This is a genomic window from Stenotrophomonas sp. YJH_SMC_131, from assembly GCF_059367975.1.
Genome location: NZ_JCAFRJ010000009.1, coordinates 59,641 through 80,868 on the forward strand (window position 1 = coordinate 59,641; position 21,228 = coordinate 80,868).

19 protein-coding genes are annotated in these 21,228 nt (G+C 67.4%); 9 read left to right on the forward strand and 10 right to left on the reverse strand.

Features of this window, described 5'->3' with window-relative positions; all coding sequences use genetic code 11:
* Nucleotides 1-43 precede the first annotated feature (43 nt).
* Nucleotides 44-478, reverse strand: coding sequence for a redox-sensitive transcriptional activator SoxR (gene soxR, locus AC5P56_RS17365; protein WP_021202603.1), 435 nt, complete (start codon nucleotides 476-478; stop codon nucleotides 44-46).
* Between the two features lie 29 nt (nucleotides 479-507).
* On the opposite strand from soxR, the gene AC5P56_RS17370 reads away from it, so the two are divergent.
* Nucleotides 508-1,929, forward strand: coding sequence for an MFS transporter (locus AC5P56_RS17370; RefSeq protein WP_197606074.1), 1,422 nt, complete (start codon nucleotides 508-510; stop codon nucleotides 1,927-1,929).
* A gap of 87 nt (nucleotides 1,930-2,016) precedes the next feature.
* Here AC5P56_RS17370 and AC5P56_RS17375 read toward each other — a convergent pair whose 3' ends face one another.
* A complete protein-coding gene (locus tag AC5P56_RS17375) occupies nucleotides 2,017-4,038 on the reverse strand; it encodes an esterase/lipase family protein (protein ID WP_134808570.1) in 2,022 nt (673 codons plus the stop codon).
* Nucleotides 4,038-5,012, reverse strand: coding sequence for an Lnb N-terminal periplasmic domain-containing protein (locus tag AC5P56_RS17380; protein ID WP_014646210.1), 975 nt, complete (start codon nucleotides 5,010-5,012; stop codon nucleotides 4,038-4,040). The genes AC5P56_RS17375 and AC5P56_RS17380 overlap by 1 nt, the downstream gene beginning before the upstream one ends.
* Nucleotides 5,013-5,183: 171 nt before the next feature.
* Here AC5P56_RS17380 and AC5P56_RS17385 point away from each other — a divergent pair, with 171 nt between their 5' ends.
* Nucleotides 5,184-5,588 (forward strand): GFA family protein, encoded by a 405-nt coding sequence (locus AC5P56_RS17385; RefSeq protein ID WP_014646209.1) that lies wholly within the window; start codon nucleotides 5,184-5,186, stop codon nucleotides 5,586-5,588.
* Nucleotides 5,589-5,866: 278 nt separating this feature from the next.
* Here AC5P56_RS17385 and AC5P56_RS17390 read toward each other — a convergent pair whose 3' ends face one another.
* A complete protein-coding gene (locus AC5P56_RS17390; protein WP_288494964.1) occupies nucleotides 5,867-7,384 on the reverse strand; it encodes an MFS transporter in 1,518 nt (505 codons plus the stop codon).
* Nucleotides 7,385-7,491: 107 nt separating this feature from the next.
* Between AC5P56_RS17390 and AC5P56_RS17395 the strand changes: the two genes are divergently transcribed.
* Nucleotides 7,492-8,415 (forward strand): LysR family transcriptional regulator, encoded by a 924-nt coding sequence (locus tag AC5P56_RS17395; RefSeq protein ID WP_049405071.1) that lies wholly within the window; start codon nucleotides 7,492-7,494, stop codon nucleotides 8,413-8,415.
* Between the two features lie 49 nt (nucleotides 8,416-8,464).
* On the opposite strand, the gene AC5P56_RS17400 is transcribed toward AC5P56_RS17395, so the two are convergent.
* Entirely contained in the window at nucleotides 8,465-9,328 is an 864-nt protein-coding gene (locus tag AC5P56_RS17400; RefSeq protein ID WP_134808566.1) for a DMT family transporter, read from the reverse strand.
* Between the two features lie 133 nt (nucleotides 9,329-9,461).
* Here AC5P56_RS17400 and AC5P56_RS17405 point away from each other — a divergent pair, with 133 nt between their 5' ends.
* Both AC5P56_RS17405 and AC5P56_RS17410 read left to right on the forward strand, forming a co-directional pair.
* A complete protein-coding gene (locus AC5P56_RS17405; protein ID WP_069117551.1) occupies nucleotides 9,462-10,841 on the forward strand; it encodes an aminotransferase-like domain-containing protein in 1,380 nt (459 codons plus the stop codon).
* A gap of 98 nt (nucleotides 10,842-10,939) precedes the next feature.
* On the forward strand, nucleotides 10,940-11,614 hold the full coding sequence (locus AC5P56_RS17410; RefSeq protein ID WP_495231830.1) for a class I SAM-dependent methyltransferase: 675 nt from the start codon (nucleotides 10,940-10,942) through the stop codon (nucleotides 11,612-11,614).
* A 3-nt stretch (nucleotides 11,615-11,617) separates the two neighbouring features.
* On the opposite strand, the gene smqnr is transcribed toward AC5P56_RS17410, so the two are convergent.
* The gene (gene smqnr, locus AC5P56_RS17415; RefSeq protein WP_134808564.1) at nucleotides 11,618-12,265 is read right to left on the reverse strand and encodes a SmQnr family pentapeptide repeat protein; all 648 of its coding nucleotides are present in this window, start codon (nucleotides 12,263-12,265) and stop codon (nucleotides 11,618-11,620) included.
* Between the two features lie 162 nt (nucleotides 12,266-12,427).
* Here smqnr and AC5P56_RS17420 point away from each other — a divergent pair, with 162 nt between their 5' ends.
* On the forward strand, nucleotides 12,428-13,204 hold the full coding sequence (locus AC5P56_RS17420) for a DeoR/GlpR family DNA-binding transcription regulator (protein WP_014646202.1): 777 nt from the start codon (nucleotides 12,428-12,430) through the stop codon (nucleotides 13,202-13,204).
* 11 nt (nucleotides 13,205-13,215) lie between these two features.
* The gene (locus AC5P56_RS17425; RefSeq protein ID WP_111205527.1) at nucleotides 13,216-14,349 is read left to right on the forward strand and encodes an MFS transporter; all 1,134 of its coding nucleotides are present in this window, start codon (nucleotides 13,216-13,218) and stop codon (nucleotides 14,347-14,349) included.
* Nucleotides 14,350-14,358: 9 nt separating this feature from the next.
* Here AC5P56_RS17425 and AC5P56_RS17430 read toward each other — a convergent pair whose 3' ends face one another.
* The 3 genes from AC5P56_RS17430 to AC5P56_RS17440 all read right to left on the reverse strand — a co-directional run bounded on the left by AC5P56_RS17430 (nucleotide 14,359) and on the right by AC5P56_RS17440 (nucleotide 18,539).
* Nucleotides 14,359-15,864: a PepSY domain-containing protein gene (locus AC5P56_RS17430; protein ID WP_495231831.1), complete on the reverse strand. Its 1,506-nt coding sequence runs from the start codon at nucleotides 15,862-15,864 to the stop codon at nucleotides 14,359-14,361.
* 11 nt (nucleotides 15,865-15,875) lie between these two features.
* The gene (locus tag AC5P56_RS17435; RefSeq protein ID WP_495231832.1) at nucleotides 15,876-18,014 is read right to left on the reverse strand and encodes a TonB-dependent receptor; all 2,139 of its coding nucleotides are present in this window, start codon (nucleotides 18,012-18,014) and stop codon (nucleotides 15,876-15,878) included.
* Nucleotides 18,015-18,143: 129 nt separating this feature from the next.
* Nucleotides 18,144-18,539 (reverse strand): DUF2946 family protein, encoded by a 396-nt coding sequence (locus tag AC5P56_RS17440; RefSeq protein WP_014646198.1) that lies wholly within the window; start codon nucleotides 18,537-18,539, stop codon nucleotides 18,144-18,146.
* Between the two features lie 241 nt (nucleotides 18,540-18,780).
* Between AC5P56_RS17440 and AC5P56_RS17445 the strand changes: the two genes are divergently transcribed.
* Nucleotides 18,781-19,359: a hypothetical protein gene (locus AC5P56_RS17445; protein WP_032958533.1), complete on the forward strand. Its 579-nt coding sequence runs from the start codon at nucleotides 18,781-18,783 to the stop codon at nucleotides 19,357-19,359.
* A 32-nt stretch (nucleotides 19,360-19,391) separates the two neighbouring features.
* The gene (locus AC5P56_RS17450; RefSeq protein ID WP_495231833.1) at nucleotides 19,392-20,489 is read left to right on the forward strand and encodes an XVIPCD domain-containing protein; all 1,098 of its coding nucleotides are present in this window, start codon (nucleotides 19,392-19,394) and stop codon (nucleotides 20,487-20,489) included.
* Between the two features lie 34 nt (nucleotides 20,490-20,523).
* On the opposite strand, the gene AC5P56_RS17455 is transcribed toward AC5P56_RS17450, so the two are convergent.
* Nucleotides 20,524-20,904: a tautomerase family protein gene (locus AC5P56_RS17455; protein ID WP_014646195.1), complete on the reverse strand. Its 381-nt coding sequence runs from the start codon at nucleotides 20,902-20,904 to the stop codon at nucleotides 20,524-20,526.
* Nucleotides 20,905-21,228: the final 324 nt, after the last annotated feature.

The window sequence follows — 21,228 nt, forward strand, 5'->3', positions numbered from 1 at the left end:
AAGTGCACAAACGACATAATCCCCTCCGTCCCCTTTTTGTCGCTCACTCCCAGCGCATCGGGCCGTCGCCGCGCTCGCCGAGGACGTCGCCGGGATTGGCCAGGCGGCAGTGCTGCAGCGACAGGCAGCCACAACCGATGCAGCCGGTCAGTTCGTCGCGCAGCAGCTGCAGCATGTGGATGCGCTCTTCCAGCTCGGTGCGCCAGCGCGCGGACAGCCTGGCCCAATCCGCTTTGGTCGGTGCGCGTCCGTCAGGCAGGCTTTCGAAGGCACGGCCGACTGCTTCCAGCGGCATGCCCACCCGCTGCGCCACGCGGATCACCGCCAACCGGCGCAGCACGTCCCGGCTGTAACGACGTTGGTTGCCCGAGGTGCGCAGGCTGCTGATCAGCCCCTTGCGCTCGTAGAAATGCAGTGCGGAAACGGCCACGCCACTGCGCTGGGAGACCTCGCCAACGCTGAGTTCCTGGGATGCCATTGCTTGACCTCAACTACAGTTGAGGTGGCATGCTGCTACCTTCGCCGCCCGTTGACAAGCGCGGCCTGCACCTGACCCGTATGACCCCGACCCTCTCTCCCGCCGACACCCACCTGCCGGCTGACAGCTCGATCCTGTCCGCGCGCTACCGCGCCACGACCATCGGCATGGTCGCACTGGTCGCGCTGCACGCCTTCGAAGCACTGGCCGTCGCGGCCGCGATGCCCACCGTGGCCGAAGCACTCGATGGACTGCGCCTGTACGCACTGGCCTTTGGCGGCACCCTGGCCACCAGTGTGATCGGCATGACCCTGGCCGGGCGCTGGGCCGATCGCCACGGCCCCGCGCGGCCACTCTGGTACGGCCTGGGCTGCTTCGTGCTGGGCCTGCTGCTGGCCGGCTTTGCGACGCGCATGGGCATGCTGGTGGCCGGGCGCCTGATGCAGGGCCTGGGCGCGGGCGCGATTTCGGTCTCGCTGTACGTGATGGTCGGCCGCAGCTACCCCGAACACCTGCGGCCGAAGGTGTTCGCGGCGTTCTCCGCAGGCTGGGTGGTGCCCTCGATGGTCGGCCCGGCGTTGAGTGGCCTGATGGTGCAGCACCTGGGCTGGCGCTGGGTATTCCTGGCAGTGCCACTGCTGGCGATACCGGCCGCACTGCTGCTGCGCCCGGCACTGGCGCGCATGCAACCTCCCGTTGCGGTCTGCAACGATGGCGAACGCAGCAACGTGGTGCGCTGGGCCTCTGGCGCCTCACTGGCCGCACTACTGCTCTACGTCGGCGGCCAGCAACAGGGCATGGCTGCCCTGCTCTGCATCGGCGTGGCGATGCTGGCGCTGCTGTTCTGCGTGCATCGGCTGCTGCCGGCCGGAACCCTGATCCTGCGCCGCGGCCTGCCCAGCGTGATCGCGTTGCGCGGCATTGCTGCAGCGGCGTTCTTCGCCTGCGAGGCCTATCTGCCCCTGCTGCTGCAGCGCGAACGCGGGCTCTCGCCCAGCTGGGCAGGCGCCGTGCTCAGCCTCGGTGCGCTGGGCTGGTTCGCCGGTTCATGGCTGCAGGGCCACCAGCAGCGTGGCTGGTCACGCCAGCAGCTGCTGCGCGTTGGCACGGTGATGATGACGTTCGGCATCGCCGCAACGCTGTCGGTGCTGTTCAACCCGATGCCGCTGCCGGTCGCGCTGGTCGGCTGGGCCGTGACCGGCTTCGGCATGGGCATGATCTACGCCAGCCTGTCGGTGCTGACCCTGTCGCTGTCAGCACCGCATGAGCAGGGTGCCAATACCTCGGCGCTGCAGCTGAGCGAGGCGTTGTCGGTGACCACCGCGCTGGCCGTGTCCGGCGCGTTGTTCGCCATGTTCGTGGAAAGCGCGCCGCATACCGGCTACCTGCTTTGCCTGGCCATCACCTTCGGTCTGGCGGTGCTGGCCGCAGTGGTCGCGCGGCGGGTGTAGCGCCGCCGGATTCCGGTAGTGCCGGCCGCTGGCCGGCAACCTCCGCGCACGCGGGAATCCGATGATGGCGACGGCCAGAGGCCGGCATTACCGTGTACCGGTCCCGACGTCATCGATATCCCGATGCAGGATGCGGCGCACTTCCAGCACGGCCTGCGGGGTCTCCTGCACGCTGTGGCCGGAAATGATCACCTTCTCCGACAGCGCGCCCGGCAGATGCGCGCTCCAGTACGGCACCAGCCCGTCATCGGACTTCTCCACCGGCAGCTCCGGCTTGCGCTGGGCGATGATCGAGTGGTACTTCAGGCCCGCTTCGATCGGCAGCTGTGCGGCGGCCTTCACGAACGGATCGCTGGCCTTGAGGTTGTCGATGCTGTTGGGAATCTTCGGCTTGGCGGTGCCGTCGACCTGCTGCTCGGCCTGTGCCAGCGCCATGAACACGTCCTCGAACTTGCCGAGAATGGTCAGCGGCAGGCGTACCAGGCGCCCGATCAGCCGCCCGACCTTGTTGCCGGCGATATCCGTGCCCTGGTGCGGCGCGGCGATGAAGATCGCGCGTTCCACGTTCGGCTGCGCCTTGAAATGCAGCAGTGGCCCCAGCTTGGCCTGCACCCGCTTCAGCCGCTCGCCCTTCAGGTCATAGTTGGCCAGCAGGTCATCCCACAGCACATCACCCGAGTCGCTCACCAGCAGCCGCGCGAGCACGCCGCCCATGCTGTGACCGATATAGACCATGTCCTTCGATGCGCGTGTGCTGCCGTTGGGGTCGAAGTGCTTGAGCGTGTCATTGAACGCGTTGGCGATCTCGTAGCGGTTCAGCGCGATCGGTGCATTGGTCGGGTAGTAGACCTGCCACACCTGGAACTGCTGGCGCAGCTCGGGGTCGCCCATGATCTCGTTGGCCAGGTTCACCCAGGCTTCCGGGCTGCTGGCCAGGCCGTGCAGCATGAAGATGATGCGGCGGTTCGGGTCCCACGGCTGCATCAGGTAGATGTGCGGTTCGCCGATGCCCTCACTCATGCCGAACAGGGTGCGCAGTGACTGCCGGGCGAAGCCACTCTGCGCCAGCCACAGGCCGTAGGCAGCGGTGAAATTGCCGGCCAGCGGCACCTGTTCGCCGTGCAGGGTGATGCGTTCAGTGGCCTCCGGCGAATAGGCGTCCAGTTCAACCCGGCGCGTGCGCATCACGTCTTCCAGGCTGCTGCCTTCGAAACGCAGCAGCGCGGTGACGTTGATCGAGGACATCTCGCTGAATTCCGGCACCGAATCGTCATGCCGATGGCGGCGGCCACGGCGCTCGTCGTCAGCATCATCCGCCGCTGTTTCCGCCTTCGGCCCATCGCCCGCGATCACCGGCGCGACCAGCTTGGGCGGGTCCATCACCATCACCAGCTCGGCACCGAAGCCATCGCGGCGATAGGTGCTGCGCAGGCCGACGAAGCTGACCGTGCCGGCCGGCACCAGCTGCGCCGGAATGCTCTTCAGGTTCAACTGCTGGTAGTTGGAGGCCAGCGACCAGCTGCCGACCGAGATCGGCTTCGTATAGTCCTCGCCGGCCAGTGCCGCTGCACGCGCGCGCACGAACAGCACCACCGCCGCCTTCTCGGCGGCGTAGTTGTAGTAGTCGCGCACCTGCGTCTGCCGGTCCTCGAAGGCGCGGTCGGACGGCGAGCGGCCGCTGTAGAACAGGTAGGCATAGGCATAGCGCGCGGCTTCCAGCCAGGCATCCAGCGCCGCATCGCTCATCGGCGGATCGCCGGCGGCGGTCTTCTTCGGCGTCAGCGCCAGTGCGGCCTTCACCCACAGTTCGGACAGCGCCGACAGCCGCTGCTCGACGTTGAGGTCATCGGTCATCAACAACGTGCTGCGGCAGACCAGGAAGTCCTTCTCGCACTGCGACTCATCCAGGCCCGCCGCGCTGAGCGTCTCGCGCGCGGCCGGGCTGAGCTTGCCGGTGTTGAGCACATCGGCGCGCTTGTTCACCAGCGAATCGCTGGACTTCACCTGCTTGACAGTCACCATCGCGCAGCCGCTGCTGCCCAGCAGCAGGAAGGCGGCGAACAACACCGGCAGCGCGCGCTGCCAGCGGATCAGGAAGAGTCGGGTCATTACTGCGGGTCCTGCTCGGTGCCGGGCACGCCCTGGCGGATCACGGTGGAGAAGTGGTCGCCGCTGCCCAGGTCCAGCGCACGCTGGGTGATGCGGCCCTTGTCATGCAGTTCGGCATAAGGCACGCCCGGCGTGAGCGCGCCGACCTCCTGTGCGTATTCGGCCAGGTAGCCGGACAGCAGCAGGCGGTAGTCCAGCGGCAGGCGCGGCGCGATGTGGCGGGCCAGATCGAAGACGATGGTGGTGCAGTTGCTGGTGAGCGTGTTGTAGAAGCCCGGCTTCGCATCCAGTTCGCGCGCCTGCGCGATGTACGCGGCGAACAGTTGCTTCAGCTGCGCCTGGTCCATGCCGTGCAGGCGGTACAGGTAGACATCCTCGCCACGCGCGTTGGTGCGGGTGCGGATGATGTCGGTCTCCTCCGCGGCCACCAGGGTCATCTCGAATTTGCGGAAGAAGCCGCCCAGCGCCGAGAACGATTCGCCGCGTTCCTTGCGGATCTCCAGCGAGAACACCACGTGGCGCCCATCCTCGAAACCGAACGAGATCAGGGTGTGGGCGATCGCCGGGCCCATCCAGTACGACAGCACCAGATCGGCCGAGCGGAGTTGGTCCAGGTCGTACGCGCGGCGCACCCAGTGCGCGTCGTAGTCGGTCTCGCTGCGCCAGGTGAAATCACGCACGTTGTCGAGCACCACGTGGCGCCCGTCGAAGGACACCACGTGCAGGCGCTGGGCCACGTCATCGGCCCAGACGCGGTCCTGGCGCGGGGTGAGCAGCAGCCACCACAGGCCGGCTAGCGCCAGCGACGCGCCGAACGCCATGCCCAGGCGACGATGGCCACGGCCACGCGCGACCTGCCACGACGCCCACAGCGCAACCAGCAGCCACAGCACCGCAATGCCATTGGCCAGCCAGCCCGGCCCCGGCATCTGATAGGCCAGCAGCCCGGTCACCCACAACGCTGCCAGCGCCATGGCACTTCCTGTCATCCAACGTCCTGCGGCTCTCACTGGCATCCTGTCGCGGTCCCGAAGCCGCATAGTTAGCCACAAGCGGGTTCACCGTGGCATCTACGGCCCGTTCAGGGACCGCGGCGCACCGTCTGCGGCGGTCCATGCGGCCAGGTTCACCTCACAGCAGCAACGATGGGCATCACTTCCGTGGCCGGCGTTCCGGTCCAACCCCAGCACCGCGCCACCTGCCACTGCGGCACGGTCGAGCTGTTGCTGGACCTCCCGGACGGCATCGTCGACCCGCGCCGCTGCGACTGCTCGATGTGCCGGCGCCGGGGTGCCATCGCCGCCAGCGTCCCCCGCCAGGGCCTGCAGGTGGTGCGCGGGCAGCATCACCTGCAGAAGTACCAGTTCAACACCCATGTGGCCGAGCACTACTTCTGCGGGGTGTGCGGCATCTACACCCATCACCGGCGCCGCTCCAACCCCGACCAGTACGGCTACAACGTGGCCTGCCTGGAGGGCATCGACCCGTTCGCGCTGGGGGTGATCCCGGTCAGCGATGGGGTAAACCACCCATCAGACCGCACCGGCTAGTGGCGCGTGCGCCGCGGTGGCGTGGCCACCTTCTGCCAGGGCGCCATGCCGCTGCGCCCGGCCCGCGCCGGGCGTTTCAGCCAGGGCCGGCGTGACGGTGCCTGTGGCGCGTCCTCGACCGGGGGAGGAAGGGGTCGACGGCTGGGCCAGAGATGGTCGAGCAGCCACATGGCGGGTCTCCGTGGGGGACGGGGACGATCAACACTAGGCCCGGGTGGGCATAGGCGGCGTGAGCGGGACACGACAGCGGGATGACGGCGGAGGCGGCGATGAGCCTGCTACACCATGTCCCCGACCAAGGCACCTGTGCGTTTCCGCAGCAACAGGCGCAACACGGCGGCACAGGCGGCGGTCAGCAGCGCCAGTACACGCAGCAGTGTCGCCAGCGCCTCACTACTGGCGTGCTGCAGCTGCATGCGGCTCATCGTCGGTAGCAGTGCCTGCGCCTGTTCCCGCGCCCCCGTGGCCAGATAGGCACCGGCACGCACCAGCGGTGCCGGCGACGCGCCCTGCAGCTGATGGCCGATCAGCAGCGCAAGCAAGGCAGTGACTGCGGCCAACGCGATGCCTTCGCCGGCCACCCGCACGGTTCCGAATATGCCTGCGGCCATGCCGGCACGTTGCACCGGTACCACGCTCACCGACAGTCCATCCATCAGCCCCCACGGCAAAGCCGTGCCTGCGCCGACCAGCATCAGCAGCGGCACCCACTGCAAGGGCGACGGGTGCGAAGCCTGCCGCGACAACAGGTACAGGCCGGCGGCACACACCAGCAGACCCAGCGTGCACAGCCGCGCACTTCCCACGCGCTCCGCCCAACGCGCGGCCAGCATCGGCAGGACCAGCATCGGCGCGGACAGCGCCAGCATCTGCAGTCCCACCAGCGTCGCGCTCTGGCCATGCACGCCCAGCAGTTGCACAGGTAACACGACCAGCAGCACCACGTAGCCGAAGCAGGTCGCCACCGGCAGCAGCTGGACACCGAGGAACGCCGGTTGTGAGAACAGTGAGAGGTCCAGCAACGGTGAGGGGTGCCGCCGTTCGATGAAGACGAACACCCCGCCCAACAGCAGCGTCACCAGCAGCGCCAGCCGCACGCGCGCGGCATGCAGGCCGAACTCGCCCAGCCACAGCAGCGCCAGGGTCAACGCCGCCAGCGTCAGGCTGAAACTCAGCATGCCGCCGATATCCAGTGGTCGGCGCTCGCCATGACTTTCAGGCAACGCGCGTGCCCCCAGGCCGAAGGCCACCAACGTGAGCACACCGCCCGCGGCGAACACGCTGCGCCATCCCAATGTCTGCAGCAGCAGGCCCGCGAGCAGGGGCCCCAGCGCCAGCCCCATGCCGAACGTGGTGCCCAGCAGGGCGAAGACACGGGCACGCGCCGGCCCCTGCCAAGCCTGTGCCAGCAGCGCCGTGCCGGATGCCAGCGCCGCCGCCGCGGCAACGCCCTGCAACCCGCGCGCCAGATCCAGCCATAGCAGCGTGCGAGCAAGGCAGACGGCGGCGGTGGCGGTGGTGAAGCCCGCCGTGCCCAGCAGGAACAGCCGCCGACGGCCATATCGATCGGCCAAGCCGCCCGCAGCGAGCAACAGACTGCCGAAGGTGAGCATGAAGGCGTTGGTCACCCAGGCCAGCGCGGTGGGCGAAGCCGCCGCGGAACGGGCCAGCGCCGGCACCGCGACTGCACCGGCAGAGAAGGACAACGGCAACGCCAGCGCGGCCAGGCAGACCGCAAGCAGCGCCCAGCGCTGCTGCGCGCGGACAGGTACAGGGAGCATCGAATCCGGGGCCATGCGGGCCTCCATCCATCAGGGGGCATTGATGATGGACAGGCCGCTATTCCAGAAAAACAGGCTCGGTGGATGTTGATTGCGGCGAGATGTTCCGCAATCATCCAAGCATGGACTCCATCTCCGCCCTGCTCGCCTTCGTCCGCACCGCGGAGGCCGGCAGCATTGTCGGTGCCGCCCGCGTACTCGGCCTGTCAGCCTCGGCCGTCGGCAAGCGCATCGCCCGGCTTGAACAGGAACTCGGCACGCGCCTGTTCCAGCGCACCACCCGCCGCGTGCATCTCACCGACGAAGGCGAACTGCTGCTGCAGCGCTGCCGGCGTGCACTGGACGAGCTTTCCGAAGCACAGGCGGACCTGGCGCAGCGACAGCACGCCCCCAGCGGGCTGCTGCGCATCGGCCTGCCCACCATCGGCTACCGCTTCCTGCTGCCGGTGCTGCCCGGCTTCCAGCAACGCTATCCGCAGGTGCAGCTGGAACTGGACTTCAACGACCGCATCGTCGATGTGGTCAGCGAAGGCCTGGATGCGGTGATACGCAGTGGCGAACTGGCTGATTCCAGCCTGACCGCACGGCGACTGGGGGGTTTTCGTTTCATCCTCTGTGCGGCGCCGGGCTATCTGCAGATGCATGGAACGCCCGGCGATGTGGGCGACCTGCGCATGCATACCGCGCTGCGCTTCCGTTACCCCACCACGGGAAAGCTGCATCCGTGGCAGCTGCCGGGCATCGAAGGCGACGCCGGGGCGCGCCTTCCCACGGCGATGACCTGCAACAACATGGAAGCCGTGCTGGCCGCTGCGATCGGATGCATGGGCCTGGCCTGGATGCCTGACTTCCTCGCCGCTGACGCGCTGGCTGATGGCCGCCTGCAACAGGTGCTGCCCACACTGCCCACGCACCAGGGGCAGTTCTCGCTGCTGTGGCCCGGCGGGCGCCATCCCAGTGCACGCTTGCGGGTGTTCATCGACTACGCCGTTGCGCACCTTTTCCGCAGCCCCCCGGAAAAGGGGACGGAGGGGATTAAGTCGTAATTGGTCCTGCTGTGCCTGAAACGACTTAATCCCCTCCGTCCCCTTTTTCCTAGCGGCTGAAGCGGCGCGCGCCGGCGACGCAGATCACCGCGACCAGAGTCACCAGCACCATGCTGAGGCTGACCGACTCGTGCAGCAGCAGCGCGGCCAGGGCCAGGCCGAAGAACGGCTGCAGCAGCTGCAGCTGGCCGACGGCAGCGATGCCGCCCTGGGCCAGCCCGCGGTACCAGAACAGGAAGCCGATCAGCATGCTGAACACTGCGACGTAGCCCAGTGCCCACCACGCCGAGGCACCGACCGCGGTGAACGAGGCCGGGCGCATCAGCACCGTCAGCGGCAGCATCACCGGCAACGCCAGCAGCAGTGCCCAGCTGATCACCTGCCAGCCGCCCAGATGACGGGCGAGCCGACCACCCTCCGCGTAGCCCAGCCCGCACACCACGATCGCCGCCAGCATCAGCAGGTCGGCCTGCAACGAGGCTTTGATTCCGTTGCGCGCGGCATAGCCGACCACGCAGGCACTGCCCAGCAACGAGAACAGCCAGAACGCCGGGCGCGGCCGATCGCCACCGCGCAGCACGCCGAACACCGCTGTACTCAACGGCAGCAGGCCAAGGAACACGATGGTGTGCGCCGACGACGCGTGACGCAGCGCGAGCGCGGTCAGCAGCGGGAAGCCGACCACAACGCCGAGGCTGACCACCACCAGCCCCGGCAGGTCGCCGCGCCGCGGCCATGGCTGGCGCAGCAGAAGCAGCAGCCCCAGACCGAGCACCGCGGCGATGGTGGCGCGTGCGGCGGTGACGAACCCGGCATCCAGCTGCAGCACCGCCAGGCGGGTGGCCGGCAATGAGCCGGCGAAGATCACCACACCGATGAAGCCATTGATCCAACCACTCGCCGACCGTTCCACGCCTGTACTCCTGAAGGTGCCGGACGATGCCCGGCTGCACCTGTATGGAAGCATCCGGCGCGGAACGACCCCAGCTACAATCCAGTACAGCCGCAAGTAACTGTACTGCCCACACTTCCACTACGGTTCCACCATGCCGCGCCCGCTCACCCGCATCGAATCGGTCATCCAGACCGTCCGCACCCGCATCAGTGCACGGGTGGACGGCCCCGGCTCCCGCCTGCCTTCGGTACGTGCGCAGGCGGCGACCATGGGGGTTTCAGTCTCCACCGTGGTCGAGGCCTACGAGCGCCTGGCGGCCGAAGGCCTGATCAGTGCGCGCGCAGGCTCGGGCTTCTACGTCAGTGGCCCGGCCGCACCGCTGGCGCTGGCTGAAATGGAGCCGCGGCTGGATCGCGCGGTGGATCCGCTGTGGGTGTCACGGCAATCGCTGGAAACGCCCGCGGGCGATCTCAAGCCAGGGTGCGGCTGGATGCCCAGTGACTGGCTGTATCACGATGGCGTGCGCCGCGGCCTGCGCCGGCTGGCGCGTGCCGATGCCATGCAACTGGTGGACTACGCCGGTCCGCTCGGGCTGCCCGCGTTGCGCCAGCTGCTGCAAAGGCGCAGCGCCACGCTTGGCATCGATGCACCGATGGAGCAGATCCTGCTGACCGAATCCGGTACGCACGCGGTCGATCTGCTCTGCCGTTTCCTGCTCAAGCCCGGCGACTGCGTGCTGGTCGATGACCCGAGCTACTTCAATTACCACGCGCTGCTCAAGGCGCACCAGGTGCAGGCCATCGGCGTGCCGTACACGCACAGCGGCCCGGACCTGGAGGCGTTCGCGCAAGCCCTGCAGGCGCATTCGCCGCGGCTGTACATCACCAATTCCGGCCTGCACAACCCGACCGGCGCGGTGCTTTCGGCCAACACCGCGCACCGCCTGCTGGGCCTGGCCGAACGCAGCGAGTTGATCATCGTCGAGGACGACATCTTCGCCGACTTCGAACTGCAGCCGGCACCGCGGCTGGCCGCGCTCGATGGACTGTCACGGGTGATCCACGTCGGCAGTTTCTCCAAGACGCTGTCGGCAGCGTCGCGCTGCGGCTACATCGCTGCGCGCCACGACTGGATAGAAGCACTGACCGACCTGAAGCTGGCGACCAGCTTTGGCGGCGGCCATCTGGCCGCGCAGTTGATGCACATCGCGCTGACCGATAGCGGTTACCGCCGCCACATGCAGTCGATACGTTCGCGCCTGGCCGATGCACGCCGGCACACACTGCGGAAACTGCAGGCGCTGGGCATCACGCCATGGCTGCAGCCGGAAGCCGGCCTGTTCCTGTGGTGCCAGCTGCCCGACGGCCGCGACGCCGCCGCACTGGCGCGGCAATGCCTGCGCGAGGGCATCGTGCTGGCGCCGGGCAACGCGTTCAGCCAGTCGCAGCGCGCGGCCGACTATCTGCGCTTCAACGTCTCGCAGTGCCAGGACCCGAGGATCTGGCAGGTGCTGGCGCGGGCGTTGCGCTGAGCTGGATGCAAGCCGGTCAGCGCAGGCAGGAGCGACCCGCGGCAAAGGCACTTGCATGCCACGGTACAGTGGTATGTCCCTGTTGCAGGAATGCACGCATGTCTTCGTTCTCCGATCCGCAGGCCGTTGCCCGCTATGCCGAGGGCCCGCTGCGCCAGGTGCCGGGCTTCCTCGCGTTGCAGCAGATGAGTCGCCTGCTGCTGGCCGAACACGTTCCTGCGCAGGGCCGCGTGCTGGTGCTGGGCGCCGGTGGCGGGCTGGAGCTGAAGGCATTTGCCGAGGCGCAGCCGGGCTGGCAGCTGCTGGGCGTGGACCCGGCTGCACCGATGCTGGCCCTGGCCGAACAGACACTGGGCCCGCTGATGTCGCGCGTGCAGTTGCTGGAAGGCTACATCGACGATGCCCCCGACGTGCGCTTCGATGGTGCCAGCTGCCTGCTGACCCTGCACTTCCTCGACGCCGCGCAGCGCCTGCACACGCTGCGGGAGCTGCACAGGCGCCTGCAGCCCGGCGCGCCGCTGGTGGTGGCCCACCACAGCGTGCCGCAGGATCCGGCCGGCAAGCTGCGCTGGTTGCAGCGCTACGCCGCGTTCGCCGAAGCCTCCGGCGTTGCCCACGCCGATGCACAGCGCGCGATCGACGCCATTGCCGAGCGGCTGCCGCTGCTGGCCCCCGAACAGGAGGTCGCCCTGCTGCAGGAGGCCGGCTTCGACGATGTGGAGCTGTTCTATGCGGGCTTCAGCTTCAAGGGCTGGGTGGCGTACGCCGGCTGATGCCTACGGCACCACCGTGATGCCGATGCGCTGCATCAACAGCGCCACCTGCTGGACATCCAGCGTGGCGCCACGCAGGTTGGTGCTGCGCAGGTCCAGCTCGCCCAGATCGGAATTGGTCAGGTCGCAGTCGGTGAAGTTGGCGCTGTTCCAGTCGATTCCCTCGAACTGGCCACCGGACAGGTCCGAGCCGGCAAAGCTGGCGCCGCTGACGTTTGCACCGTCCCAGCGGTTCTCCCACAGTTCGCATTTCTCCAGCGTGACCCGCGAGAAATTGGCATAGCGCAGGTTCGACTTCTTGATGAAGGCGCTGCAGAACCAGCTGCGCGTGGTGATCTGGTTCATGAAGCTGGCGTTGCTGAAATCCGCACCCTGCGCGCGGCACTCGCTGATCTCCAGGCCCAGCGCCTTGATGAAGTTGAAGTGGCACATGCTGATGTCGCAGCTGCGGAAGCTGGCCTCCTTCAATGTGGCGCCATTGAAGCGGCAGCCGCTGCGGCTGTCGGCATCGTAGAAGCTGCAGTTGATGAACTCGGTGGCGGTCAGGTCGGCACCGGAAAAATCGCACTCATGGAACTGCTGGTCGACCACTTTCTGGCCGGTGTACTGGTCCGCGTCGATGCGCAGCTTGCGGTGAACGGTGGGGGACATCAGGGATTCCATGCCAGGTGCCCCGCCATCATGCCGGGCCGCGAGGGCGATCCATAGACGTGGGCACGGGCGGATTCACCGGCAGTCCAGCCGCCCTGTGCCCCGCCCAAACGCAGCATTCACGTTGTTGCACGTTAATGCACGAACGTGCAGACTTGCAGCATGAGCTCCGATCCCAGCCCCCTCCCCGCCCAGCGCACCCGGCAGATTCTGGAGGAACTGCGCCAGCAGGGCCGCGTGGTTGCCGCCGAGCTGGCGCGCCGCTATGCCGTGTCCGAAGATTCGATCCGCCGCGACCTGCGCGAGCTGGCCGCGCAGGGCCTGTGCCAGCGCGTCTACGGTGGCGCCGTGCTGCCACCGCCCAAGGAACGCCCGCTGCGCGAGCGGCTGACCCGCGACCGCGGCGACAAGGCCGAGCTGGCCGCCCGCGTCTGCGCGTTGCTGCAACCCGGCCAGGTCGTACTGCTCGACGCCGGTTCAACCAACCTGGCGATCGCCCAGCAGTTGCCGGCCGCCCTCGGCTTGACGGTGATCACCAACGCGCCACAGATCGCCACGGCCGCCAGCCTGCTTGAAGGCACCTCGGTGCAGCTGATCGGCGGGCGCCTGGCCAGCGGTGGCGGCGCGGTCGGCGCCGAAGCACTGGCCCAGGTGCAGCGCCTGCGCGCCGATGTGTACCTGCCCGGCCCCTGCGCGGTGGACGGCGACACCGGCGTGTGGGCAATGGATGCGGAAGAAGCCACGCTGAAGCGCGCGATGGTGGCCTGCAGCAGCCGTGTCATCGTCGCCGCCACGACTGAAAAGCTGGGTGCACGCGGCAACTGGCAGATTGCCAGCCTCGACGAGATCGACGACCTGGTGCTGACCACCACCGCACCGCCCGCATTGGCGGCACGCTTCCGCGCCGCAGGCATCGCGGTACACCCCACTCCCCCCTGACCGTACCGCTCATGTCCGTTGCCAACCGCGCGCGTGCCGAACAGCACGCGACCCGCGCTGCGTTCTTCATTCCCGGCTTCGCCACCGCGCTGTGGGCCACTCTGGTGCCGTTCGCAAAGGCACGCACCGGGATCAACGACGCCACGCTGGGGCTGGTGCTGCTCTGCCTCGGTGCCGGTTCGCTGCTGGCGATGCCGTTGTCCGGCGTGCTGGCCGCGCGCCTCGGTTGCCGGCGGGTGATGGTGGCCAGCAGCCTGCTGATCTGCCTGACCGTGCCCGGCCTGGCGCTGGCCGGTTCGGCCTGGACACTCGGGCTGGTCCTGTTCGTGTTCGGCGCCGCCGTGGGGGCAATGGACTGCACGATGAACGTACAGGCCGTCATCGTCGAGCGCGAAGCACGGCGCGTGATGATGTCCGGCTTCCATGCGTTCTTCAGCATCGGCGGCTTCCTCGGCGCGGCCACCATGACCGTGCTGCTGTCTGCTCACCTGCCTCCCTCGGCGTCCGTGCTGATCGGCGTTGGCGCCATGCTGCTGGTGATGCTGCTGTCGGCGTCGTACTGGCACAGCGAACGCATGCCGCACGACACACCGATGCTGGCCCTGCCACACGGCATCGTGCTGTTCATCGGCGTGCTGGCGTTCGTCGCGTTCCTCGGCGAAGGTGCGATGCTCGACTGGAGCGCGGTGTTTCTCAGCGACGTGCGCCGCGTCGATGCCGGCCTCGCCGGCATCGGCTATGTGACCTTCACCCTGACCATGACCGTCGCACGCCTGTTCGGTGATGCACTGGTGGCACGCGTGGGCCGCCAGCGCGCGATCGTGTTCGGCGCGTTGCTTGCCGCCGCGGGCGTGCTGGTGCTGACCCTGGTCACGCCGTGGCAGGCGTCGCTGATCGGCTATGTGCTGGTCGGCCTCGGCTGCGCCAACATCGCACCGGCGCTGTTCTCGCTGGCTGGCCACCAGACCCGCATGCCCGGCGCGCTGGCCATCACCGCCGTTTCCACGCTGGGCTTTGCCGGCATCCTTGCTGGCCCGGCACTGATCGGTTTTGCCGCCAACCACTTCGGCCTGATCGCTGCATTCATCGGCGTGGCCACGGCCTTGTTGCTGGTGGCGATGTCCACGCGTTGGCTGCGGGTGTAGCCCAGGGCATCAGCGCCGCCTGCGCCGCAGCTTCATCCGCAATCGCCGATAGCCGATCACCGTCGCCGTGGCACACAACGCGGTGCCGGCAGCGCTCAGCAGCAGCAACACCGCCAACCGGGCACCTTCCTGGCGCAGCATCGCCGGCAGGTCCCAGCTATGCAGGAAGTAGAACAGCCAGCGCCCCACCCGCTCACGATGCCCCATCGTCAGCAACGGATCGCCGGTCGCCAGATCGAGATAGACGCGTGTCGCCTCGGCATCACCGAAATCCACCACTGCCACCGGGAAGCGACGTACCGCTGCACCATTCATGGCCTCGGGCGCACGCGGGTAGAAGTACGCATCCGCTGCATGCTGCACCACGAAACCCTGCATGGGTGTAGCGGACAGCGCACGTGCCCTCTGCTGCAACCACGCGGTCGGCAGCCACCGTGCGACATGCAGGTGCCCATTGCCGCCGGACACGATGCGCGTATCACCCTGCCCGTCCAGCAACACCGCGAACAGCTCACCACCGATCCGTCGCCACTGGATCTCCACCGGCTGGAAGCGCGCAGCTTCGGCCATCGCCAGAAGCTTCGCAGGATCACCCAGCGCACCATCCACCGCCACCGCGCCGCCACGGTAGTGCTCAACATCGATCGCTTCACCCGTACTGCTGAAGACACCCAATGGGTTCATCGACATCAGGCCGCTGAAAATCCAGGTGAACACGAACGCCGCAGCACACAATCCGATCAGATGGTGCCAGCGCATCCACGACTCCACGTACGGCGTCTTCGCACCGGAACGATAGTGCCCACGGAAACGCCAGCGCCATACGCCCACCACGATGCCGCTGATCGCCGCCACCGTGCACAGTGCGGACAGCACGATCACCACCCACGTCCACACCGGGTCGACCGACTGCATGCGCAGGAAGTACAGCCAGTGCAGCCAGGCGCCCACATAGTTCCAGCGCTGCTGCACATGCGGAGCGTCCAGCACCACTTCACCGGTACGCGAGGACACATACAGGTCGCCCGGCTGCGCGCCGCCCACCTCCACCCGATACAGCGGCCGATGCGCGTCCAGTGCACGCGAATGCGTCCAACGATCCTCATTCACGCGCATCGCACCCACGAAGGCCTGGCCGCCCGCGAACTGCGCAGCGGATGCTTCGGCGCGCTGTGCCGACACCGGCAGCAGCGCCTGGCCGGTCACGGCAGACCAGGCGCCCACGTTGCTGCCACTGCGCACCACATACGCCGGCTCGCCACGCAGCGTGGTCAATGCCACAGCCTCCGGCTCGGCCTGCACGGCGGCAGGCAGTACCGACAGCCCCTGCAGGTCGCGGGCCTCACCCAGCACCGGCAACGCCGCCAGCCGCTCGCCGGGCGTCAGCTTCGGGTAACCAATGAACAGCATCACCATGCCGCTGACGAACCACAGCAGCATCAGCAGGCATCCGCCGATGCCCAGCCAGCGATGCACCAGGTAGGTCCAGCGCTTGGCGGTGGAACGCAACGTCATTGCCCGCGCCCTCAGAAGCGATGATCGACGGTGAATTCGACGCGCCGGTCCGCACCCAGCAGCCACTGCGTGCTGGTGTAGTACGCGGTGGCGTAGTACGCCTTGTCGAACACGTTGAACAACCGCGCGGACAGCTGAGTGCGCGGTGCCGCCTGCCAGGTCAGTGCAAGGTCGGTGGTGCTGTAGCCGGGCAGTTCCAGCGTATTGGCGTTGTCGGCGTAGCGCTTGCCGACATAACGCACGCCCCCCGCCGCACTCCAATCCGGTGCGAACTGCCAGCTCAACCACATACTGGCCAAGCGCTCGGCCACGTTCGGCGGCACGTTGCCGTCGCGCGACACCAACACCGCCGGCGAACCCGTGGTTTCCAGGAAGTCCTCGAATTCGGCCTTCAGCACCGTCGCGTTGGCATCGAGCGACCAGCGCGGCGCGAAGTTCCAGTTCAACGACGCTTCAATACCGCGCGAGGTCTGCGCGCCCACCTGCGCCCGGCGATCCGGCACCAGCGGATCGCGGCTGAGCAGCCCGGTCTTGCGGATGCGATACGCCGCCAGCGTCCACTCGCCACCGTCGAAGGCCTGCTTCAGGCCAACCTCGATCTGCCGGCCCTTGGCCAGGTCAAAGGCGCCGTTGGCCGGGCTGATCATCAGCAGGCCACTGACCGGGTCCGCCGCCTGCGAATACTGCGCATACAGGCTCAGCGTCGGCCGCAGCGCGAGTACCGTACCCGCACGCCAGCCTGTGCTGCTGTAGGTCTTCGAGAACGCGTTCTGGCCGCTGATCAGATCGGTGCGATCGATGCGCGCGCGGTCATGGCGCAGGCCACCCAGCACCGACCAGCGCTCGCTCAGTGCCAGCCGGTCGTCCACGAACAGCGCGTACTGCTCGGCACGGTTGCGATAGCGCGGCAGGTTCGGCGCGTCGCTGGCGAACTGCCCCGGCACCGGATCGAACGGATCGACCGGGCCCGAGCTGCCGGCATAGGTGTTGTTGGTGTGCTTGAAGTGCGCGCGGTTGGCGTCCAGGCCCACCGCGAAGTTGTTCTGCAGGCCACCCGCCGTTCCCTGCACACGCAGCGTCGAGGTCAGTCCGGTCTGGTCCTGGTTGTGGGTGATCTCGGTATTGCCCGAGCGATCGATCAAGCCGGTAGCGCGGTTGTAGACATAGGCCTCGGCATTGCGCCAATCACGCTGGCTGTCGATCTGGTAGACGCGGGTTCGCCATTCCACGTTCGCGTTCGGTGTCCACAGCGCGTCGAGCTGGGTCCAGCGGTCGCGGAAGCGGATCTCGCTGTCGTCCACGTTGTAGTTGCGGTGGCGCAGCGCCTCCAGCTGGCGGCCCTCGACCAGCGGCGTGCCGAAGTAGCGCATGGGTTTCTGGTAGCCCTGCGCATGGGTGAGCATCAGCTGCAGGTCCGCACGTGGCTGCCACAGCAACGCACCGGAGAATGTCGCGTCGCTGTTGCGTCCACGATCAACCCAGCCACCGCTGTAGTTGCCGCTCACATCCAGCCGGTAGGCCAGCTCGGGCGTCGGGGCGCCACCACTGCCGAAGCCCAGCCGCGCGGTGTCCTCGCTGCCCACGGTCACGCTGATCTCGTTCTCGATCGCCCCACGCGTGGGCTTCTTCGGCACGATGTTGATGACACCGCCGATCGCACCGTCGCCATGGATGACCGAGGCCGGGCCGCGCAGCACTTCGATGCGCTCGATCGACCAGGTATCGAACGGGAACGTGATGCCCACGCCGCCGTACTGGCGCAGCCCATCGTACAGCCGCATCACCGAGGCACCGTCGGTGAAGCCGCGGCTGGACAGCGCACTCAGGCCATTGCCCGGATGCGGCATGGCACTGATCGCACCCGCCCGGCTGATCGCATCGTTGAGGTTGCTGTCGCCGCGTTGCTCCAGCTGCTCGCGCGAAATCACCGTCAGGCTGGCCGGTGTCTGCAGCACGCTCAGGCCCAACGCAGAGCCCGCGCTGGCGGTGGACGACAGTTCACCGCTGCGGGTATCGACCACCCGCACGGTATCCAGCGTGGTCGGTGGGGCCGCGTCAGCGGCAAGTACGGGGGCGGTGTGCAGGAGCAACGCGCACAGGACAGGCAGCGTCGCCCGGCGCAGGCGCGCGGAGTTGGGGTTCGTTTTCATTTTTTCACGGCATGCAAGGCCACCCCGCAATGGCAGGGCAGCAATCAGAAAGGGACAGACACGCGCGTGCGGGCACCGGCCGTGGCCGGCAACCTCATGGAAGAACGTTCAATGCAGCGCGCGTGCGGCTCAGGCGGCCATCAGTGCCGGCGGCCCACGCGCGCCCAATGTGCCGCTGATCCGTTGCGGCAACGCCCGCACCGCGCCGCGCAGTGCGCGGCACACCGGTGCCATCGGCGCCAACAGCAGCACGGCCGCCACCAGCAGGGTGATCAGCCGTGCAGCGATCAGGCAGTAATCGCAGTCCACACCCATCTCATGATCGGCATGTGGATCGGCGGGCGGCTTCTTCGTGGCCCCGCCGTGCGGCATGGCCATTGCGTGATGGTCGTGGTGCCCTTCCATCGCGTGCAGCGCGTGCTCTGCGTGCATTGCGTGGTCCATGGCCGCCACCGGCGCAGCGGCAGCCACGTGACCATGCGCCAGCCAGCGGCTCACCAGCGGGGCGAGCAGCACCAGCAGCATGGCAAGCCATGCCAGGGCCTGGAACCGGCGGTGGAGAACAGAATGGCGCACGCCGCCATTCTACGGGGCCATAGCCAACCTTGGACCCCGTTCAGGGTTTGGCCCCTGCGACACGGTGACGCAGGGGCTCGCCTCCAGCGGCGACATGTGAATGCACCGCACCGCGGTCCCTACGCTTGCAGGCCCCGCCTCGCCAACGTTAGGGTTCAGATGGCCACGGCAAGGAGCCAGAGGGATCCGCATGACCACTCGCATCACACACCGGCTGCGCATCAGCCTGCTCGGCCTGACCGCGTTGCTTGCCGCCTGTGCCGACAAGGGGCCGCCCCCACCGCCAGAGCCGCTGGAACTCTCACAGCCCATCGCCGTGGACACGCCGGGCCAGCAGGTGCAGTTCGAGTTCGAAACCACGGCGCGCAATTTTGCCAGCTACCGCACTTATGCGGTGGAACTGGAACTGCAGCGGCGAAGTCCAGCTACAACGGGCACGCCCGATATAGCAAGTATCAACATCCCATTCGAAGTATCCCTGCAGCGTCGGGAAGGTACTACCTGGCAGGAGATTGCAACACAGGACAGCTATCAGGCACGCGCGCGCAACGGTGTTGAGCCGCTCCCCTCGTGGCACCACTCTGAGAGCTGGCGCTATGCCTCGCTCGCATCAGGCAGCGACGGCAGCTACCTCCTGAACGTGACAGCGCTGCCGCTGGAGCTCGACAGCAGATACCGGCTGCAGATTCAAACGGTCCATGCCATATCAGGACTGCAAGACTATTCGGCAAGGCTAGTCGTGCACGCCTCGCGTCCTGCAGGGAAGTGACACCATTCATTCGAAGGAACGAAGGAGTTTCCATGAACAAGCCCCGCTACAGCCTGGACATTGTCATTGCCGCACCCGGCACCCCACTGCTCGATCCCGATTCGGGAAAGCAGCAGCTGACGCCCGATGGCACTCCTGATACTTCCGGGCCTGGCCACATGTTCTACGTTCTGCACGCTCTAGGTAAAGCGGCGCAGAGTTTCGGCTTCGCACCCGTCGAGCATGGCAGCATGAATGGTCCCGGGCGCATCGTCAGAGACGACGTGAAAGTCTATAAGGACCCCGCCCATGTCCGTACCATCGAAATCACCGAAGCCCAGTACAACAAGCTCAAGGCGTTCGGCGACGATCCAGTGGCGCACGGCTTCAGCAAGCACTACGCCGACGTGCGTCACAACTGCGTGGACTTCACCTGGGACGCATTGAATCATGCCGGCATCCAGCGCAAGCACAGCCTGGACGTGAACAGCATCGGCGGCCCCGTCGGCCAATTGCTGCCAGACGTCCGCATTCCGCTGGGCGTCCAGTCACAGGGCAAGGACGGTTATCGCCCCCTGCGCAACATCCATGGCGTGGACAGCATTGAACCGCCCTTCCCCAACAGCGAACTCAACCGCACCACCACCCATCCCCTGCCCGAGCGCAGCTTGAAGCAGCGTCTGCTCAGCGAAACCGATGGTATTGATGGCCCCTTGGGCGAGCGTCTGGCTGCGGACGCGCGCGCACCGGGGCACAGCCTTCATGCCTTGGACCAGAAAGTGCGTACCGCACTCGCCCAGGCCAGCGAACAGCAGGGACTGCCCCCCGGACAGGAGCACGAACGACTGGCCGGCCATCTGACCCACGCGGCGGTGCAGGCCGGCTTCAGCGAAAAGGACACGCTGCAGGTGGCATTCAGTTCAAACAGCACCGCCGAGGCACCCGGCTACGTATTCCTGCATCGCAGCGGCGACACCGCCTCGCCGGACCCTGCCGCCAATCGCCAGCGCCTGTCCCTGCTCGATACGCAGCAGGGCGACGCGGACACGCTGTATCAGCAGGTCAACGTGCAGCAGCAATCCCGCGACGCAAGCCGGCTGGCGCAGGACGAGCAACAGGCACAACAGCAGGCGTCGCCGCGCATGGCCTGACCAAACCGCGTGAGGCGCAGGCACCGTTCCCGCATCAACTCACGTACTGCGCCTGCCCATTGCCAAACGACCAGTTCTCCTTCTTCACCTCCACCAGGTTGATGAACACATCCTCGCGGCGGATACCCACCGCCGCATGCAGGCCATCGGCAATGCCCAGGTACAACGCCTTCTTCTGCTCCAGCGTGCGCCCTTCGTTCCAGGTGATCTGGATGCAGATGAAGTCGTCGGTGCGATCCACGCCCAGGTAGCCGGGGTCGTGGATCAGCGTGCCGGGCGCGTGTTCCTGGAAGATCTGGAAGCGATCATTTTCCGGCACCCCCACCGCGCGCATGGCCTGGTAGATGGTTTCGCCGACGCGTTGCAGGTAGTCGGCGGATTTACCTTTGCGAAGATCGATGCGGGCGAGCGGCATGGTGGCACTCCAGAGTGGATGGGCACGGCAACGGGCTGAGACTACGCCTGCCCGGGGCGGCGGGACAGCGCAGGGATGGAACCCTCTGGCTCCATGCGTGGCATGGTCCCGCCTCGCCGCGCAGGGTGACGCGATTGCCGTGGCGGCGCCGCTCTGGAGTCGTCTCGTGCACGGTCGGCAGGGGCGGCGATGTGCGCCATCAGTGATGGGCCGCACTACTCGCAGGTGTCCGACGGCACACATCGGAAAACGTCTGGCCTGCCTAGGGCCAGTTGAGAACTTTCCTTACAGACTGATGTGATGGCCCGGCTTGAAGATCGCCGC

Bases quoted from the DNA above. Each gene is read 5' to 3' on its own strand.
- soxR (WP_021202603.1), bottom strand. From the start codon at position 478: ATGGCATCCCAGGAACTCAGCGTTGGCGAGGTCTCCCAGCGCAGTGGC.
- AC5P56_RS17370 (WP_197606074.1), top strand. From the start codon at position 508: ATGCTGCTACCTTCGCCGCCCGTTGACAAGCGCGGCCTGCACCTGACC.
- AC5P56_RS17375 (WP_134808570.1), bottom strand. From the start codon at position 4,038: ATGACCCGACTCTTCCTGATCCGCTGGCAGCGCGCGCTGCCGGTGTTG.
- AC5P56_RS17380 (WP_014646210.1), bottom strand. From the start codon at position 5,012: ATGGCGCTGGCAGCGTTGTGGGTGACCGGGCTGCTGGCCTATCAGATG.
- AC5P56_RS17385 (WP_014646209.1), top strand. From the start codon at position 5,184: ATGGGCATCACTTCCGTGGCCGGCGTTCCGGTCCAACCCCAGCACCGC.
- AC5P56_RS17390 (WP_288494964.1), bottom strand. From the start codon at position 7,384: ATGGCCCCGGATTCGATGCTCCCTGTACCTGTCCGCGCGCAGCAGCGC.
- AC5P56_RS17395 (WP_049405071.1), top strand. From the start codon at position 7,492: ATGGACTCCATCTCCGCCCTGCTCGCCTTCGTCCGCACCGCGGAGGCC.
- AC5P56_RS17405 (WP_069117551.1), top strand. From the start codon at position 9,462: ATGCCGCGCCCGCTCACCCGCATCGAATCGGTCATCCAGACCGTCCGC.
- AC5P56_RS17410 (WP_495231830.1), top strand. From the start codon at position 10,940: ATGTCTTCGTTCTCCGATCCGCAGGCCGTTGCCCGCTATGCCGAGGGC.
- smqnr (WP_134808564.1), bottom strand. From the start codon at position 12,265: ATGTCCCCCACCGTTCACCGCAAGCTGCGCATCGACGCGGACCAGTAC.
- AC5P56_RS17420 (WP_014646202.1), top strand. From the start codon at position 12,428: ATGAGCTCCGATCCCAGCCCCCTCCCCGCCCAGCGCACCCGGCAGATT.
- AC5P56_RS17425 (WP_111205527.1), top strand. From the start codon at position 13,216: ATGTCCGTTGCCAACCGCGCGCGTGCCGAACAGCACGCGACCCGCGCT.
- AC5P56_RS17430 (WP_495231831.1), bottom strand. From the start codon at position 15,864: ATGACGTTGCGTTCCACCGCCAAGCGCTGGACCTACCTGGTGCATCGC.
- AC5P56_RS17435 (WP_495231832.1), bottom strand. From the start codon at position 18,014: ATGAAAACGAACCCCAACTCCGCGCGCCTGCGCCGGGCGACGCTGCCT.
- AC5P56_RS17440 (WP_014646198.1), bottom strand. From the start codon at position 18,539: ATGCTGCTGGTGCTGCTCGCCCCGCTGGTGAGCCGCTGGCTGGCGCAT.
- AC5P56_RS17445 (WP_032958533.1), top strand. From the start codon at position 18,781: ATGACCACTCGCATCACACACCGGCTGCGCATCAGCCTGCTCGGCCTG.
- AC5P56_RS17450 (WP_495231833.1), top strand. From the start codon at position 19,392: ATGAACAAGCCCCGCTACAGCCTGGACATTGTCATTGCCGCACCCGGC.
- AC5P56_RS17455 (WP_014646195.1), bottom strand. From the start codon at position 20,904: ATGCCGCTCGCCCGCATCGATCTTCGCAAAGGTAAATCCGCCGACTAC.